General features: G+C 67.1%; 18 protein-coding genes, 1 tRNA gene and 2 pseudogenes. 11 read left to right on the forward strand and 10 right to left on the reverse strand.

What is annotated here, in order from left to right:
• The first annotated feature begins 100 nt into the window (after nucleotides 1-100).
• From VP06_RS15485 to VP06_RS15505, 5 genes are read left to right on the forward strand one after another with little or no spacing between them, the layout of a single operon-like run.
• Nucleotides 101-958 carry a DUF2213 domain-containing protein gene (locus VP06_RS15485; RefSeq protein WP_053081825.1) on the forward strand — a complete coding sequence of 286 codons (858 nt, stop codon included), beginning with the start codon at nucleotides 101-103 and terminating at the stop codon, nucleotides 956-958.
• Nucleotides 958-1548, forward strand: coding sequence for a hypothetical protein (locus tag VP06_RS15490; RefSeq protein ID WP_048464680.1), 591 nt, complete (start codon nucleotides 958-960; stop codon nucleotides 1546-1548). Before VP06_RS15485 ends, VP06_RS15490 begins: the two co-directional genes overlap by 1 nt.
• Nucleotides 1549-1565: 17 nt before the next feature.
• On the forward strand, nucleotides 1566-4202 hold the full coding sequence (locus tag VP06_RS15495) for a phage tail length tape measure family protein (RefSeq protein ID WP_082167416.1): 2637 nt from the start codon (nucleotides 1566-1568) through the stop codon (nucleotides 4200-4202).
• A complete protein-coding gene (locus VP06_RS15500) occupies nucleotides 4202-4501 on the forward strand; it encodes a hypothetical protein (protein ID WP_048464682.1) in 300 nt (99 codons plus the stop codon). Before VP06_RS15495 ends, VP06_RS15500 begins: the two co-directional genes overlap by 1 nt.
• Before the next feature lie 6 nt (nucleotides 4502-4507).
• On the forward strand, nucleotides 4508-4939 hold the full coding sequence (locus tag VP06_RS15505; RefSeq protein WP_156295626.1) for a hypothetical protein: 432 nt from the start codon (nucleotides 4508-4510) through the stop codon (nucleotides 4937-4939).
• Between the two features lie 330 nt (nucleotides 4940-5269).
• Here VP06_RS15505 and VP06_RS36390 read toward each other — a convergent pair whose 3' ends face one another.
• Both VP06_RS36390 and VP06_RS37210 read right to left on the reverse strand, forming a co-directional pair.
• The gene (locus VP06_RS36390) at nucleotides 5270-5734 is read right to left on the reverse strand and encodes a hypothetical protein (RefSeq protein ID WP_210168121.1); all 465 of its coding nucleotides are present in this window, start codon (nucleotides 5732-5734) and stop codon (nucleotides 5270-5272) included.
• Nucleotides 5735-5798: 64 nt separating this feature from the next.
• A complete protein-coding gene (locus tag VP06_RS37210) occupies nucleotides 5799-5999 on the reverse strand; it encodes a hypothetical protein (protein ID WP_197093212.1) in 201 nt (66 codons plus the stop codon).
• A 188-nt stretch (nucleotides 6000-6187) separates the two neighbouring features.
• Between VP06_RS37210 and VP06_RS15510 the strand changes: the two genes are divergently transcribed.
• Genes VP06_RS15510 through VP06_RS15520 form a run of 4 tightly spaced genes read left to right on the forward strand, consistent with a single transcriptional unit; the run spans nucleotide 6188 to nucleotide 7506 of the window.
• On the forward strand, nucleotides 6188-6574 hold the full coding sequence (locus VP06_RS15510; protein ID WP_048464684.1) for a hypothetical protein: 387 nt from the start codon (nucleotides 6188-6190) through the stop codon (nucleotides 6572-6574).
• The gene (locus tag VP06_RS15515) at nucleotides 6567-7061 is read left to right on the forward strand and encodes a hypothetical protein (RefSeq protein WP_048464685.1); all 495 of its coding nucleotides are present in this window, start codon (nucleotides 6567-6569) and stop codon (nucleotides 7059-7061) included. Before VP06_RS15510 ends, VP06_RS15515 begins: the two co-directional genes overlap by 8 nt.
• Nucleotides 7058-7330, forward strand: a complete 273-nt coding sequence (locus VP06_RS36395; protein ID WP_156295628.1) for a hypothetical protein — start codon at nucleotides 7058-7060, stop codon at nucleotides 7328-7330. The genes VP06_RS15515 and VP06_RS36395 overlap by 4 nt, the downstream gene beginning before the upstream one ends.
• The gene (locus VP06_RS15520) at nucleotides 7327-7506 is read left to right on the forward strand and encodes a hypothetical protein (RefSeq protein WP_048464686.1); all 180 of its coding nucleotides are present in this window, start codon (nucleotides 7327-7329) and stop codon (nucleotides 7504-7506) included. Before VP06_RS36395 ends, VP06_RS15520 begins: the two co-directional genes overlap by 4 nt.
• A 174-nt stretch (nucleotides 7507-7680) precedes the next feature.
• Here VP06_RS15520 and VP06_RS15525 read toward each other — a convergent pair.
• Nucleotides 7681-7766: transfer RNA gene (locus VP06_RS15525), tRNA-Leu, on the reverse strand.
• A gap of 201 nt (nucleotides 7767-7967) precedes the next feature.
• Here VP06_RS15525 and VP06_RS36400 point away from each other — a divergent pair.
• Nucleotides 7968-8153 (forward strand): annotated as a pseudogene (locus tag VP06_RS36400) (ISAs1 family transposase); the annotation flags it as partial.
• Nucleotides 8154-8282: 129 nt separating this feature from the next.
• On the opposite strand, the gene ubiB reads toward VP06_RS36400, so the two are convergent.
• On the reverse strand, nucleotides 8283-9833 hold the full coding sequence (gene ubiB, locus VP06_RS15530) for a 2-polyprenylphenol 6-hydroxylase (RefSeq protein ID WP_048464687.1): 1551 nt from the start codon (nucleotides 9831-9833) through the stop codon (nucleotides 8283-8285).
• A gap of 10 nt (nucleotides 9834-9843) precedes the next feature.
• Nucleotides 9844-10602, reverse strand: coding sequence for a bifunctional demethylmenaquinone methyltransferase/2-methoxy-6-polyprenyl-1,4-benzoquinol methylase UbiE (ubiE, locus tag VP06_RS15535; protein WP_048464688.1), 759 nt, complete (start codon nucleotides 10600-10602; stop codon nucleotides 9844-9846).
• 117 nt (nucleotides 10603-10719) lie between these two features.
• On the opposite strand from ubiE, the gene mutM reads away from it, so the two are divergent.
• Nucleotides 10720-11610, forward strand: coding sequence for a bifunctional DNA-formamidopyrimidine glycosylase/DNA-(apurinic or apyrimidinic site) lyase (gene mutM / locus VP06_RS15540; RefSeq protein WP_048464689.1), 891 nt, complete (start codon nucleotides 10720-10722; stop codon nucleotides 11608-11610).
• Between the two features lie 392 nt (nucleotides 11611-12002).
• Here mutM and VP06_RS15545 read toward each other — a convergent pair whose 3' ends face one another.
• The 5 genes and pseudogenes from VP06_RS15545 to VP06_RS37215 all read right to left on the reverse strand — a co-directional run.
• Nucleotides 12003-12752 carry an SDR family oxidoreductase gene (locus tag VP06_RS15545; RefSeq protein ID WP_048464690.1) on the reverse strand — a complete coding sequence of 250 codons (750 nt, stop codon included), beginning with the start codon at nucleotides 12750-12752 and terminating at the stop codon, nucleotides 12003-12005.
• Nucleotides 12753-12772: 20 nt separating this feature from the next.
• A complete protein-coding gene (locus VP06_RS15550) occupies nucleotides 12773-13429 on the reverse strand; it encodes an ABC transporter ATP-binding protein (protein ID WP_048464691.1) in 657 nt (218 codons plus the stop codon).
• A complete protein-coding gene (locus VP06_RS15555; protein ID WP_048464692.1) occupies nucleotides 13416-14186 on the reverse strand; it encodes an ABC transporter ATP-binding protein in 771 nt (256 codons plus the stop codon). The genes VP06_RS15550 and VP06_RS15555 overlap by 14 nt, the downstream gene beginning before the upstream one ends.
• A complete protein-coding gene (locus VP06_RS15560) occupies nucleotides 14183-15115 on the reverse strand; it encodes a branched-chain amino acid ABC transporter permease (RefSeq protein ID WP_048464693.1) in 933 nt (310 codons plus the stop codon). The genes VP06_RS15555 and VP06_RS15560 overlap by 4 nt, the downstream gene beginning before the upstream one ends.
• A gap of 31 nt (nucleotides 15116-15146) precedes the next feature.
• Nucleotides 15147-15340: pseudogene (locus VP06_RS37215) on the reverse strand (branched-chain amino acid ABC transporter permease); the annotation flags it as partial.

The following is a 15340-nucleotide window of genomic DNA, read 5'->3' on the forward strand; positions in this document are numbered from 1 at the left end:
GCGAAAATATCGAAGATCCTGGCATGGTCACGGCGCGTCTGGCGCCTTTAGTCTACGCAGTGAGCCGGACAATCCGCCCGGCACAATCTGCGGGCTGCAAATGCTTCTCACCGATGCCGCCGAAATCACCGGCACCCGCATGACGCGGGAGGGCTACTTAATCGCTGAGGCGCGGGTCGCCCGGATCGGGACGCAGGACTATGCAGGCGCCGAAGTAGGTCGCCCGGATCGGAGCGCTATCACCCTCTACCGGCCGGCGGAGGAAGTCTTCCGGCGCGACAGCATGGCTAGCTTTGCGCACCGGCCCGTCACGGTCGGGCACCCGCCGGTCGCAGTAGGCGCCCCCAACTGGAAACAGTACGCGGTGGGACAGATCGGCGACGATGTGACCAGGGACGGCGACTTCATCCGCGTCCCGATGATCGTGATGGACGGCGCCGCCATACAGGCCATCCGCAGCGGCACCCGTGAAATCAGCATGGGGTATAGCTCGGATTTAGAATTCCGTGACGGTATAGCGCCGAACGGCAAGCAATACCACGCGGTTCAACGAAACATCCGCATCAACCACGCGGCGATTGTCACCAAAGGGCGTGCCGGCTCTGAGTGCAGGATTGGCGATAGCCTCTCTCCTATCTTTGGCCTTCCACTTACAGGAGTGAAGAAAATGGACATCAACGACGCCTTGGCCGGCTCAAGTCACCCGCGCGCCGCTGAATTCAGGATCAAGGCGATGTATGCCATCGGCGACATTAAGTCAGGCAACCGATCCAGCGTCGAGCAGGGCATTCGCAACTTGCGCGGCATCGCCGGAAATCTCCGCATGTACGCAGATGGCGCCTATGGCGGCGGGATCATCACCGACAGCGCTCGCACTGGCTCCAATCAGGCGGCCGAGTTCATCGACGGTCTCATCATGGACGGTGAGCGGGCGCTGATGGGCGGGGGTATTCGCTGATGGCCGCGAACCTCTCCCTCGTGGAGGCGCAGCCCTCCCTCTCCGATCGCATCGCAGCGGCGCTGACTGAGGCCACGACTTCCGGCGCCGTCTCGAACCTGATGCGGGATGTGGACGCCGAGTTGAGCGCCACCGCCGCCCGCATGTCCCGGGTCGAGGTGCGCGCCCTGGACCCGCTGACCCCGGCCGATGAGGTGGAGCAGGCGCAAGCCGACCTCATCAGCACCACCTTCGCGCAGAAGCGACTCAAGGCGGCCCGGGAACGTCTCGACGCCCGGTTCAAGGCGGTGAAGCGGTCGGAGGACGAGGCGGAAGCCCGCCGGGTCCACGATGCCGTGAAGGCCGAGCTAGACGCCTGCGCCGACCTACTCCGCAGCCGGTACGTCGCCCTCTGCACCGAGTTGGTCGAGATCGTGGAGCGGTGCGAGCGCGCCGACGCCGAACGCCGCAATCGGAAGATTTACGACCTTCACCGGCCGGAGTTTCTCGCCTTCGGTCTGTCGCACAACTATGACCAGTCCATGTTGGCATCCATGCTTCGCCTGCCGGACCTCACGGCTACCGGACGTGTCTTCTGGCCGAAGCCGTGATGTGAGCGAATAAACGCATGGCCGCAGACCTCGCAGCGCTCGGGTTTTCGATCGATAGCAGCCCGATCAACCAAGCCAAGACCGCGCTAGATACGCTTACTCCATCGGCCATACGGGCCGAACAGGCAGCCGCAGGCGTTGGAAGCGGTTTCGACAAAGCCGCGGCTGGTGCCGACAGAGCGCGTGATGCGTTGGGACGGTTCATCGCCAAGGGGGGCGAGGCTACTAAGGGACTGAACGAGAATGCGGCGGCGGCGGCCAAGGCTCAGCAAGCCTACGGTGCGGCCGGTGCGGCGATCGAGCAGATTATTCGGGCGCACGTGCAGTCCGAAGCTGCCCTGGGACGGTGGAATAAGACCGCCGTAGAGGCCGCAGCCGCATCTCAGCTTGCGGCACATCAGGTCCAGAATTTACGGGCGCAGTTCATTGACGTTGGCGTGTCGCTACAAGGTGGCATGAACCCGTTGACCGTGCTCATGCAACAGGGCCCGCAGATCGCGCAGGTCTTCGGCCCTGGCGTCGGCGTTCGCGGCATACTCGGCGGGGTAGTGACAGAGGTTCAACGGCTTGTGCCATTGTCTCTCGGCATCGCCGCAGGGGTGGTCGGCGGTATCGGGGCGATCGGTAAGGCGTACCTCGAATTTGACGCGAGCCAGAAAGCCGTCGCTGTCGGGCTCACCGGCCTGGGTCGGCAGAGCGGTATCGCGGCAGAGGAATTCGAGAAGATCGGCCGAGCGAGCACCCTGGCGACCGACAGCGCCACGCGGTACGCGACCGCATTCGCCAGCACCGGCAACGCGACCCGCGAGACCCTGGCGACCGCCCTCAGCAGCACCCGGGACTTCGCGACCACCTTCGGCACGAACTTCGACGAGGCCGCGAAGATCCAGCAGGAGTTCTTCACGGACGGATCGGCGGCCTATGACAAGTATGCCGCCCGCCTCGGCACCTACAGCGCTACCACCAGCCGCCTCTTGCAGGATATGCAGAAGCAGGGGCGCGGCGGCGATGTCGTTCGGATGGCTTTGGACGAGATCAACCCGCGCCTTGCGAAGTACAACGATCTTGCAAGCTATGGCAGCAAGGCGACAAACTTCTTAAGCGATCAGTGGTCTAATTTCTGGTCCAACGTCAATCGGGGCGCCGGTGTCGCAATGGGCGACCCGCGACTCAACGTTACGCCGCAGCAGAGTGCTACCGCGGCCCTTGAGGGCGAGCTTGCGCGCCTGCGGAACGATCAAGAGCGGGCTGCGACGGTCGTTGTTGCGCAGAGCCGTGCGAACCGCCTCTTAGAAGTGAACCCGGTTGAGCGGCAGGTAAGGCAAAGTCAGACCGAAGCCGGTCTCGGCCAGGGCGACAAGTACCAGAGCATTGACGAGCGGTTCGCGGGCGTGTTCGGCACGGCCAGCCGCCCCGATCTAGGTTCTTACAGGAAAGAATTGGATCAGCGGCCGAACACGCCGTATTTCAACAACCAGACCCTCAAGGATGTGGCCGAGCGCGCCGAGCGCACGATGATCGCCACCCCTGACGAGCTTAGGGCGCAGGTTCGGCGCGGCGTCACGCAGTCAAACGACATCACGCAGGCCCGCGCCCTCAACGATGTGTCGGAGCAGTCTACCCGCACACAGCAGGCGCAGGCGCAGGCCCTCGGCAAGAGTGCCGGCGAGGCGGAGCGGCTGACGACCCGCGCCAACCTTCTGAACCGCGCCACGGCTGACGGCATCCCGTTGAACGATGCGAACCGGCGCAGGATTGACGAAGTGTCGGCGGCGATCGGCCGGCAGCAGCAAGCCTACGTCGAGGCTGCGGCCTCCCGGGAGGTGCTGTTCCAGCGGTTGCAACTCAGCCGGACGCCGCAAGAGCAGATCGTCAGCGCTCAGGTCCGGCAGGTCTACGGCGACAACGCCGATAGCCCCGGCGCGCGGGCACTGGCGGAGCAGATCCGGCTCAACTCGTCCATCCGCGACACGCAAGCGGCGTGGTCGTCCCTGGCGCAGATGGGAAGCGGCCTGATTGACCCGCTGCTAGACAGCACACGGTCGTGGAGCAGCGCCGTTGCGGATCTCGCCCGAAACTTCGGCAGGGCGGCCCTACAGGCGGCGCTGTTCGGCCAAGGCCCCTTCGCTGCCCTGGCAGGAACGCAAGGCGCTGGCGCCGGTCCTGGCGGCCTCCTAGGCATGGCGCTCGGGCCGATCGGGGCTGGCGGCAAGAACGGTGGCAGCGGCTTCCTGGGCTTCCTCGGGTTGGGCGGCGATGCCTCCAATGGCCTCGTGACCGGCGACGCCGCCGATTGGTTCGCCAACGGCGGCGTCATGACCAACAAGGGCGCCCTGCCGCTCAATCGGTACGCCATGGGTGGCGTCGCGAACTCGCCCCAGGTTGCGATCTTCGGCGAGGGGCGCGGCCCGGAAGCTTACGTTCCGTTGCCGGATGGCCGCAGCATCCCGGTCAGCATGAAGGGCACCGCGGCAAACCAAAATGCCCTGGCCTCGATGACAGACGCTCGGTCCTACAGCTTCGATCTTCGTGGCTCGACCCTCACCGAGGCGCAGGTTCAGGTCGCGTTGACCCGCGCCATCGCTGCCAATAACCAGGAGCGTGACCGGACCCAATTCGAGCGGTCCGAGGCATTCCGACGGATGGCTGGCTGATGGCAAGCCCGCTTGATGAAGCCCGCCAGGAGGGCATTACCGCCGGACGCGAATGGTTCGACGCCATCGTAAAGCCGCACCTGCTCCGACTCTCCGCCAGCGAGGATCAGGCTGTCTTTGCCGAAATGGAGGCCGCGGTCGAGAAGGAGATCCCGCGGCGCGTCGATGCCTGCGGTCAGGATCTCCTGCGATCTGGGATCTTGCGCGAGAAAGTCGAGGCATGGGCACAAGGCGTCGCTTTCGGCGCGGGCTTTCGTGCGAAGGAATTGGCGGCACAAAGCTCGGCCGCCAACGATTGAGGCTGGATGAGTGCGCGGCAGAAAATTCGTGTTGCCCCGGAATGGGAGCCGGCGGCCAAGCTTGCCACACCGAAAAGTAACTTGCGGCGCGCAGCGTCCCGACCATATCCTCGTGGAATGATCGGCTTTGACCCCATGGCCAGCGAGCGACACCCCCGCTCCTACAAGATCGTGGTGTTCTTCGAACGCCGCGAGGACGGCGGCTTGCGCGCCTGGAGCGAACAGGTGCCTGGCTTCCTCCTGTCGCATCGCAGCGCCGATGCCGTCCTATCCGACGTGCAGCCGGCCCTTGAGGGCATTCTATCCGCTCAACTCGGCTACGAGATCAAGACGACTCCGCTGCACGACATTAAGGATGCTCTGACGGACTGCGGCGTTCTAGAACCGTCGCCCGAGCATATCCCCGACCACGTCGAGTACGCCGCCCTAGCTGCCTAAATGATCCTTCGCTACCTGCCGCGCCCCCAATGGGAGGCGAAGCTTCGAAGCGCAGGATGTGCGCCCCTTGAAGGGAAGGGGCCGCTCAACACGGCCGAGTGGTGGAAAGGGCCTCGCGGCGTGTTCACGGTGCCTACTGAGGACGACGGAACTTGCGACTTCTGGGCGATCCAGCGCCTTGCGGATTGGCACGCGGGCCGGCTGTTTCAGCCGCCTGATTAAGCTCAAAGATCAATGCGGCGGGGCCTGCCCCCAGCACTCGCTTACCCGCCTCCACCGCCGGCGATCTAGGCTTAAGCTACAGCACCAACGGGCCGATGCAGACTATGGTCAAAGACCGCTAGCGCCGCCGCGAGCAGCCAGCTCTCGATAAATCAGCACACAATCATTGCCGTTAGGAACAAATCGGACAACATTGTTGCTTTTGCGATCATCCCATTTGTAGGCGCCGAACCGCCGCGGCTCTGGATCAGACTCCCCATATTTTGAAATCAGGGTTCTCTCAATCGAAGGACAGTCGGTACCATCTACCGGATGAAGTGCTACGATTGCGAGGCCCTTGCTCCCTTGGAACTCAAAATGTGCGTTAAACGCAAATGGTCCAGACTGGAAAGGCGCCGCTAGCTCGACTTGATAAGTTTCATTGCTATATTTTGAGGAGTAGGGCTGAGCTTTCCCTTTAGAGGCTTTTGCAACTTGCGCTACGCTCATTCCCCATTTTGTGTACTGCCAATCCGCTTTTGCGGAACTAGCGCTCATCGCGCATGTAATAGACAGTAGAAAAATGGTTCGCATGATCAGCCTCTAAATCTTAAGCATGTATGCTCAGGCTTATGCTATGCCCTGAGCCACTGCCAAGTTATTTCAAATAGCCCTTCGCCTTCAGATGCTCCGCCAGCGCCTCGCGGATCGCCTCTGGCCGCGAGGGTTTCGGATCTGGCTGGTCTGCGATCCAGGCGTCGAGAGATGCGTCGAGCTCGGGATAGAGCCGCAGGCCGATGGCCTTGCCGATCCCGGTTGGCGGGCGACCCCGTGGTTTTCTGCTATCGGCTATTGACATGTGGTTTGATGATAGCAGAAATGTGCGAGCCGGCCAAGAGCTTGCACCCTCCTGGCCGGCCCTAACCACACACGTCCTTGGAGCGACGTCCCATGGCTACCCGTCATTCTACAGCACCGGCCCGCGCCGGTGAACGCTCCCGCTTGTCCTCCACACAGGTCGGACCCGTCACGATCGCGCTCCGCACCATGCGGCAGCCCGAGCCAGAAGCTCCCGCCCTGGTGGCCTTGCGCCAGGGCCTTGAGACTTTCTTCGCCGATGCCGGCTTGGCCACCGATCTGTCCGTCCAGATGGACGTGGAGCGTCACCGCATCCACGAGCTGCGCGAGGCGATTGCAGACCGCATCGAGGCCGACATCGCCTTGCTCGACGCCCTCGACGGCGACTCCGATCTTGAAGACGGTTGCGACGCGGAGTTGAGCCTGTGCGGCACGTTCGTGTCGTCGCCGAGCCCGGAGGACCGGGAGGACGCCGGCGACAACGGCATCGGCGATGCGGACGGGCTGCAAGAGCAGTTGATCCGCTACAAGCGCCTCTGCCGCGCGCTCCGGGGTGAGGAGGCGCGTCATGGCTGAGCGCCGCACCTCTCGCCGCGCGATCCTCGCCGGTCTCGCCGCCTCGACGGTGCCCGCCGGCATCGGCCTCGCTAACCCGGGGTCGGGTGCAGTCGCTTCCCCGGATGCCGCGTTGCTCGCCATCGCGCCCGCGCTCCTGCCCTTGCTGGAACGGGCGGAGGCTATGGGGCCGCAAATCGCGTGCCTTTACGAAGAGGCTGACGAAGCTCGGCAAGGTGTAGGCGTTCTGATAAATTACGCCGCAGCACAAGTCGCCTTTAACGAAGCAAGCGATCGCAACGGCTATGGTCGTCTATGGCAGGAGCGCGCTGATATTCTGGATCGGGCGGAAGAGATAATCTTGCCCTTCCTACTCGAACCCCCGCAGACCCTTGACGGTTTGTTGCTCAAGGCGCGGTTCGCGGCTGCAATGGACTTCGATTGGGTGGTTCAAGATGACGTTGCGAAGCTGATCGCGCAGCGGTGGGGCGTGGAGGTGTCGTTATGAGCATCTCAGTCGGGAACACAGAAGCACCTACCCTCGACGATCTCGCCTCTGATGCCCTGAATCTGCGCAACGCCGCCGTAGTGACCCGTATAATCCTGGAGCATTGCCTTGCGGTGCCGCATGGTACTGCATACGGAACTTACAAAACCTTCAATCTGCTTCCACAACAGATCGAAGCTGTTTTCTATTCTATGGGCCATCTAGAGGATATGTGCAGGGATCTTGCCGCCGCAATGGCGAGATACCAGTTGGCGGGAATGCCGAGATGAGCTTCTTCCGGCTCATTCGCGCCCGATGGCTGATGCGAGGCGCCCGCGCCGACTTCGATCGTTCGGAGCGGCACCGGGAGATCGCGCGAGCCTACTGCAACCGGGCTACCGCCCGCCTCGACGTGGCTGACGCCATCCTAGTCGAGCAACGCACCGCCCTGACGCATCGCGTCTGACAGCCGGTCCGGAGGTTTGCCGCGCCCCCCTACCGGCCGCTGGCGGACTCTATGACCCTGGGGAAGTCAGAACGAGGCTGCCTGAGGCATCTTGAACCATCAGGGCCGGGGTGCGCTGTTACCCGTGGCGTTACCCCGGCCCTCGACCGCAAACCCTGATATTGAGCTAAGTGCTGGTGCGGACGGCGGGACTCGAACCCGCACGACCAGAGGTCGCAAGATTTTAAGTCTCGTGCGTCTACCGATTCCGCCACGTCCGCGCGGGCGATGCCCAGCCGGTCTGGGGTAGCCGGGGGCGGGGCGCAGATCAAGGCCCTGTCAGGCGGAACCCAGGGCCCCGAACGCGGGTTCGTGGGAGTCTAGGTTTGGCTCGAAGGCTGACTCATCCGGCGGGGTTGAGGAGCCACGCGGATGAGCTTGACGATTCTGGAGCGCCTGCCGAAGTCGCGGGCGGACGCCCGGGCGGGACCCACCTCGCCGTCCTGCGTCGCTTTCGGCCCTACCACCACGGCGAGCCGGGCGGACGCGGGCTGACGATCCTGACGAACCGGATCAATTCAGCGCTGTTCTCGGCCGCCTTCACCGGCTGGGTGCGCGAGACCCGGCCGGGGCGGCGGCACGACGGCGTCAGAGGCCGGAGACATGACTGCCCCTGAATCGATTGGCACGAGCCGAGGCTCGCGACTCCGTGCGAAACGGGGGCCGTCCATCCATGACCCGGAGGGTTGGAAAGGCGCGAGAGCGACGATCTCAGAGGGTCTGTCGACGACGCTGTCTCACCGCAACGCGATCGCCAGCAACGACCCGGCGATCACCCACAAGGCCAGGGTCGACCACACCACGCGCCTGGTCTCGACACGGATGCGGCGCTCCAGGCGGGACGCCTCGCGCGGGCCGTCCTCGTCGAGGCGCACCAGCACGCGCTTCATCCGCTGGGCGAGGTCGGGCACGTCCGCCACCACGTCGGCCAGGGTCAGCACCGCGCGGCGGGCCTGGTCGGCTCGGCCGATCGGTCCGAGGTTGCGGCCGAGCCAGGCGCGCACCACCGGCTCGGCGGTGGTCCACATGTCGAGGCGCGGATCGAGCGAGCGGGCGACGCCCTCGACCACCACCATGGTCTTCTGGAGCATCACCAGCTCGGTGCGGGTGCTCATGTCGAAGAGCGCGGTGACGTCGAAGAGGAGCGTCAGCACCTTCGCCATCGAGATCTCGTCGGCCCGGCGCTGGTGGATCGGCTCCCCGATCGCCCGGATGGCTTGGGCGAAATCGTCGACGGAATGGTGCGACGGGACGTAGCCGGCCTCGAAATGCACCTCCGCCACCCGGCGGTAGTCGCGCAGGATGAAGCCGAGGAGGATCTCCGCCAGGAAGCGGCGCTCCTTCAGCCCGAGCCGGCCCATGATGCCGAAATCGACCGCCACGAGCCGCCCGGCCGGATCGACGAACAGGTTGCCGGGATGCATGTCGGCGTGGAAGAAACCGTCCCGGATCGCATGGCGCAGGAAGGACTGGATCACGGTCCGGCCCAAAGCCGCCACGTCATGGCCGGCCTCGACGATGGCTTGCCGGTCGTTGAGGCGGATGCCGTCGATCCACTCGCTCGCCAGCACGTCGCGCCCGGTCAGCTCCCAGACCGGTTGCGGCACCCGGAATTCGGGGTCGTCCTTGATGTTCTCGGCCAGTTCCGAGAGGGCGGCGGCTTCGAGCCGCAGGTCCATCTCCATGGCGACCGAGCGGGCGAGCGTCTCCACCACCTCGCGCGGGCGCAGGCGCTCGGCCTCGGGTCGCAGAGCCTCGACCACCCGGGCCATGAAGCGCATCGCCTGGATGTCGCGGGTGAAGCGCTCGCGCACGCCGGGCCGCATGACCTTGACGGCGACGACCCGCTCGGTGCCGTCGGCCTCGACGAGATGCGCCTTGTGGACCTGGGCGATCGAGGCGGCGGCGATCGGCTCGCTGAATGCGGTGAACAACTCGGAGAGCGGCTTGCCGAGGGTCGATTCGAGGATCGCGACCGCCACGTCCTGCGGGAAGGGCGGCACCCGGTCCTGCAACCGCTCCAGGTCGCGGGCCGCCGCCATGCCGACGATGTCGGGCCGGGTCGCCAGGAACTGGCCGAACTTGACGTAGGACGGCCCGAGGCGCGTCAGCGCCGCGGGCAGGCGGCCGGGGCCGAGGCCCGGGCGTTCGAGCTTGCGGCCGAGCCGCAGGACGACGCGCAGATGGGGCGGGAGCGCGGCTTCATCGACGAAGGACAGGCCGCCCTCGCGGGCCATCACCCAGCCGACATGGATGCCCCGCGCGAGGTGGGCGACGAGGCTCAGCACGGGCGAGGTCTCACGCGAGCTTCCAGCCGGAATGGATGGCGCAGATCCCGCCCGAGAGCGGCCGATGGGTGACGTGGCCGAAGCCGGCCTCCTCGATCATCCGGGCGAAGCTCCCGGCCGTGGGGAAGCGGCGGATCGACTCGACGAGGTACTGGTAGGATTCCTTGTCGCCGGCGACCAGCGCGCCGAGGCGCGGGATCACCTTGAACGAATAGGCCTCGTAGATCCTGTCGAGCCCCGGCACGTCGACATGAGAGAATTCGAGGCACAGGAAACGCCCGCCGACCTTGAGCACCCGGTGGGCCTCGGCCAGGGCCAGCTCGATCCGCGGCACGTTCCGGATGCCGAAGGCGATCGTATAGGCGTCGAAGGTGTCCGACGGCAGCGGCAGCGACTCGGCATTGCCGGCCACGAAATCAATGCGGGAGCCGTAAGCGTGCCCGGCGCGCTCGCGGCCGACGCCGAGCATCGCCTCGTTGATGTCGAGGACCGTGACCTTCGTGTCGGGGCCGCCGGCCTCCAGCGTGCGGAACGCAATGTCGCCGGTGCCGCCGGCGACATCCAGCAGCCGGAACGGCCGGGTGCGCGAGGGGCGTAAGCTCGACACGAAGGCGCTCTTCCACGCCCGGTGCAGGCCCCCCGACATCAGGTCGTTCATCAGGTCGTAGCGCTTGGCCACCGAGCGGAAGACCTCGTTGACGCGGTCCTGCTTCTCCGCGAGCCTGACGCGCTCGAAGCCGAAATCGGTGCTGGTCTCGTCGCCGGCCATGCCTTCAGGTCCCCTGTCGTGGCGCCTGCATAGCGAAGCCGGGGGGAAAGCACCATCTGGACCCGCATCTTCGCGGGGTACGCTTCGTCGCGCCCGCCCCATCCTCAGGGACGAGAGATGCCCGAACTGCCCGAAGTCGAGACCGTGCGCCGCGGACTGGAGCCCGCCCTGGTCGGCGCCCGCTTCACCGAGGTCGTGCTGAACCGGCCGAACCTGCGCTTCCCCTTCCCGCCGCGTTTCGCTGCCCGTGTGAAGGGCCAGGCGGTTACGTCCCTGTCGCGGCGCGCCAAGTACCTCGTTGCCGACCTCTCCTCCGGCGAGGCGCTCATCATGCATCTCGGCATGAGCGGGCGCTTCGACGTGCAGCTGCCCGACGGCCGCACCGTCTCGCCCGGCGACTTCTACCTCGAGGGCGCGCAGGGGCAGGCGAAGCACGACCACGTCGACTTTCAGCTCTCGAACGGGGCCCGGGTCGTCTATAACGACGCCCGCCGCTTCGGCTTCATGGACCTGGTGCCGTCCGCCGACCTCGCCACCTGCCGCCACTTCGCCGGCATGGGGATCGAGCCCCTGGGCAACGCACTCTCGGGCGAGACGATCGCGCGGCTGTTCGCGGGCAAGCGCACGCCGCTCAAGGCCGCGCTCCTCGACCAGCGGCTGATCGCGGGCCTCGGCAACATCTATGTCTGCGAGGCGCTGCACCGGGCGGGTCTCCACCCGGAGGCCCCGGCCGGATCGCTCGCGGATGCCGCCGGCCGCCCGACCGCGAAGGCCAAGCGCCTCGCCGTCGTGATCCGCGACGTGCTGACCGAGGCGGTAGCGGCGGGCGGCTCGACCCTGCGCGACTACGTCCAGACCGACGGCAGCCAGGGCGCCTTCCAGCACGCCTTCCGGGTCTACGACCGGGAGGGGCTGAGCTGCACGGTGAAGGGCTGCCGTGGGGTGGTGCGGCGGCTGGTGCAGTCGGGGCGGTCGACGTTTTATTGTGAGGTGTGCCAGCCGAGGTGAGGGGGCGGCCAGCGATGTCCGATCTCCTCGACCACAGCCTCCTCCCTATCGCGGACGACGCCCGGACCTAAGCCGATTTCGCCGAAGTGGTCACCGGTTCGGCGGCAAAAATCTGCGATCAAACAAGAACCTAGGCCGACGAAGCGTTGGCCTGCCAACGCCAGTCTGCTGAGTGGGAGACCTCCGGCCGCCTGGATGGCAGCCGGGGGAGCCTCGTCCGGAGACACACCTTCACCGCGAATCTGCGGCTCGCGGCACTCCCTGAACGGGAGCGGAGCCCTCTCCCCGCCCGCGATGAGAAGGACGAACCCGCGTGTGTCCATGACGCCGAGCCGTCTCGGTGCAGGCCGCGAACGCTTCCAACCCGCCCCGCGATCAGGCCGGAATCGTGCTCACACCGTCCGCCCTCCATCGATCGGCATCTCCACCCCCGTAATGAACTCCGCCTCGTCCGAGGCCAGGAACAACGCCACGTTGGCGATGTCGGAGGCCCGCGACATCCGGCCCAGCGGGATCGTGGCGACGAACTTCGCCCGGTTCTCCGGCGTGTCGGGCACGCCCATGAAGGCTTCGAGCAGGCCGGTCTCGCCCATCACCGGGCAGAGCGCGTTGACGCGGATCTTCCACGGCGCCAGCTCGACGGCGAGCGACTTCGACATCAGGTTCACCGCCCCCTTCGAGGCGTTGTACCAGGTCAGGCCGGGACGGGGCCGGATGCCGGCGGTCGAACCGACATTGAGGATCACGCCGCCGCCATTGTCGCGCATCGCCGGGGCCAGCGCCCGGACGAAGTGGAAGATCGACTTCACGTTGACCCGGAAGACCCGGTCGAAGGCGTCCTCGTCCACCTCCATCAGCGGCTGGTTGCGGTGGGTGGTGCCGGCATTGTTGACCAGGATGTGCGGCGTGCCGAACGCCTCGGTGGTGCGCCGCACCGCCGCCTCGACATCGAGCGCGCTGCCGACATCCGCCGCGATGGCGATGGCGGATTCACCGATCTCACCCGCCACCCGCTCGGCCGCGTCGCCGCGCAAATCGAGCACCGCGACCTTGGCGCCTTCCTGGGCATAGCGCTTGGCGATGCCCTCGCCGAAGCCGCCGCCGGCGCCGGTGACGATCGCGATCTTGCCGTCGAGCCTCATGGAAAACACTCCTTGTTACGTCAGGCGGCCGAAATCTCGCCGCGCTCGATCTGGATGGTGGTGTCGACGAGCGCCCGCAGCAGGTCGGGGCTGCTCTCGGTGATCAGGATCGCGACGTCGGGGAGCGCGGCCCGCAGGCGGGCGAGGGCCTCGGCGTAGCGAAGGGCGAGCGCCGGGGCGAGGCCCTGGAACGGCTCGTCGAGGAGCACCGCGCGGGTGCCGACCATCAGGGCGCGACCGAGCGCCACCATCTTGCCCTGGCCGCCCGACAGGCCCGCCGCCTTGCGGGGGGCGAAGTCCTTCAGTTCCGGCAGCAGCGCGTAGACGGCCTCCAGCCGCCGCGACACCTCGGCCTTCGGCAGGCCCAGCACCTGGGCCGGCAGCAGCAGGTTGTCCTGCACCGTGAAGCTGCCGAACAGCTTGCGCTCCTCCGGAGCGTAGCCGATGCCGAGCCGCGCCCGGTGATGGGCCGGAACGGTCCCGGCCTCCCGCCCGTCGAGCACGAGCCGGCCGGCCTGGAGGGGCAGGAGCCCCATCAGGGCGCGCAAGGTCGTGGTCTTGCCGGCGCCGTTGCGGCCGATCAGCGCCACGCGCCCGCCGGGCGGCACATCGAGCGAGACCCCGCGCAGCACCGGCGCCCCGGCGATCGCCACCGCCGCCCCCTCAAGCCGCAGCATGGGCGCCTCCTGCCGGTGCGATGCCGATCACCGTGCGCTGCACCTCCGGATCGTTGAGGATCCGGGCGGGAGGCCCGAGCGCCGCGATCCTGCCCTGGCCCCAGACCGCGACCCGGTCGGCGAAGCGCCCGACCACCTCCATGTCGTGCTCCACGAAGACCGCCGTCACGCCCGCCTCGCGCAGGACCCGCACCAGGGTCTCGACGATCGCCATCTTCTCGGCCGCCGCGACGCCGCTCGTCGGCTCGTCCATCAGGAGGAGGCGGGGGCGCAAAGCCACCGCCATGGCGATGTCGACGAGCTTGCGGGCGCCCTCGTTGAGGGCGTCGGCCCGCATCTCGGCGATGCGCGACAGGCCGAAGCGCCCGATCAGCTCGGCCGCCTCGTCGCGGAAGCGCGGGCGCAGCAGGGGAGTCAGCACCGACCACACGCCCTCGCGGGCCGCGACCGCGAGGGCCACGTTCTGCAACACGCTGTGCTCGGTGAAGAGCTGCGGCAGCTGGAAGCTGCGGGCGACGCCGAGCCCGACGATGCGCCGCGGCGACAGGCCGAGGATCGGCCGGCCCTCGAAGGCGATCGAGCCGCCCTGGGGTTTGAGGTAGCCGGTCGTCATGTTGATGAAGGTGGTCTTGCCGGCCCCGTTCGGGCCGATGATCGCCAGGAACTCGCCGGCCTCGACGTCGAGGTCGATCCCGTCCGCCGCCTTGAGGCCGCCGAAGGCGAGGCGCAGGTCACGGGCCTGGAGGAGCGCGGTCATGCGGCCCTCCGGCGTCTCGCGATCATGCCCCAGATGCCGCCCGGCGCGAACACGATGACGCCGAGCAGCACGAGACCCAGCACCAATTGCCAGGCATTGGCGAAGGTCGCCGCCGCATAGACCCGGGTCAGCTCGTAGGCCGCGGCCCCGAGGAACGGCCCCAGGACGCTCCCGGCCCCGCCGAGGATCGCGATGAAGACGAGTTCGCCCGACGTGGTCCAGTAGCTGAGCGCCGGGGTGACGTGGCGGGTGGTGAGCGCGATGATCGCACCGGCAAAGCCCGCCATCACGGCCGAGGCGACGTAGGCCGCGAGGAGCACGCGCTTCGGCGACACGCCCATGAAGTCGAGCCGGGTCTCGCGGGTCTTGATGCCGGCGAGCGCCTCGCCGAGCGGGGAGGCGAGCGCCACCCGCACCAGGCCGCCGCAGGCGAGCGCCAACGCAAGGGCGATGCCCAGCACCGTCCACTCGCCCGCTTCGCCGGCGAGCGGCCGGCCCAGGACCGTGACCGGCGGGAGCCGGATGCCGTCGGCGCCGTGGGTCAGCGCGTAGAACTTTTCCAGCACCGAGTAGAACACCATGCTGAGGGCGAGATTCAGCATGCCGAAGAAGATCTCGCGGTAGCGCACCACGAAGAGCCCGATCAGCAGGCCGAGCAGGCCCGCCAGCACCGCCGCGAGGGGCAGGAGCAGCAGGGCCTCGGGCACGGCCATCGCCCCGAAGGCGACCGTATAGGCGGCGAGCGCGAGGTAGAGCGCGTGGCCGAAGCTGACCTGTCCGGCCCGCAGCAGCAGCAGGATGCCGAGCACCGCCAGCCCCTTGGCGAGGGCGATGGTGAGCACGAAGCGCAGCCACGGCACCGCAAAGGCGAGGACGAGGATCAGCACGGCGCCGGCCAGCGCCAGAAGGGTCTCGGAGCGGCGGGTCATCGCGCGGCGTCTCCTTGAGTGAGAGCGCAGGTCATATCCGCCGGGTCTCCGCCACGCCGAACAGCCCCTGCGGCCGGAACAGCAGCACCGCCACCATGATGGCGTAGGGCACCACCACCTCGAATTCCGGCGCGACATAGACCGCGAAGGATCGGCCGAGGCCGATGAGGAGGGCCGCCACCGCCGCCCCCTCGATCTGGCCGAGGCCCGCCGTCGCCACCACCG

Origin of the sequence: Methylobacterium aquaticum, assembly GCF_001043915.1 — a bacterium.
In the GTDB taxonomy this organism is placed as follows: Bacteria; Pseudomonadota; Alphaproteobacteria; order Rhizobiales; family Beijerinckiaceae; genus Methylobacterium; species Methylobacterium aquaticum.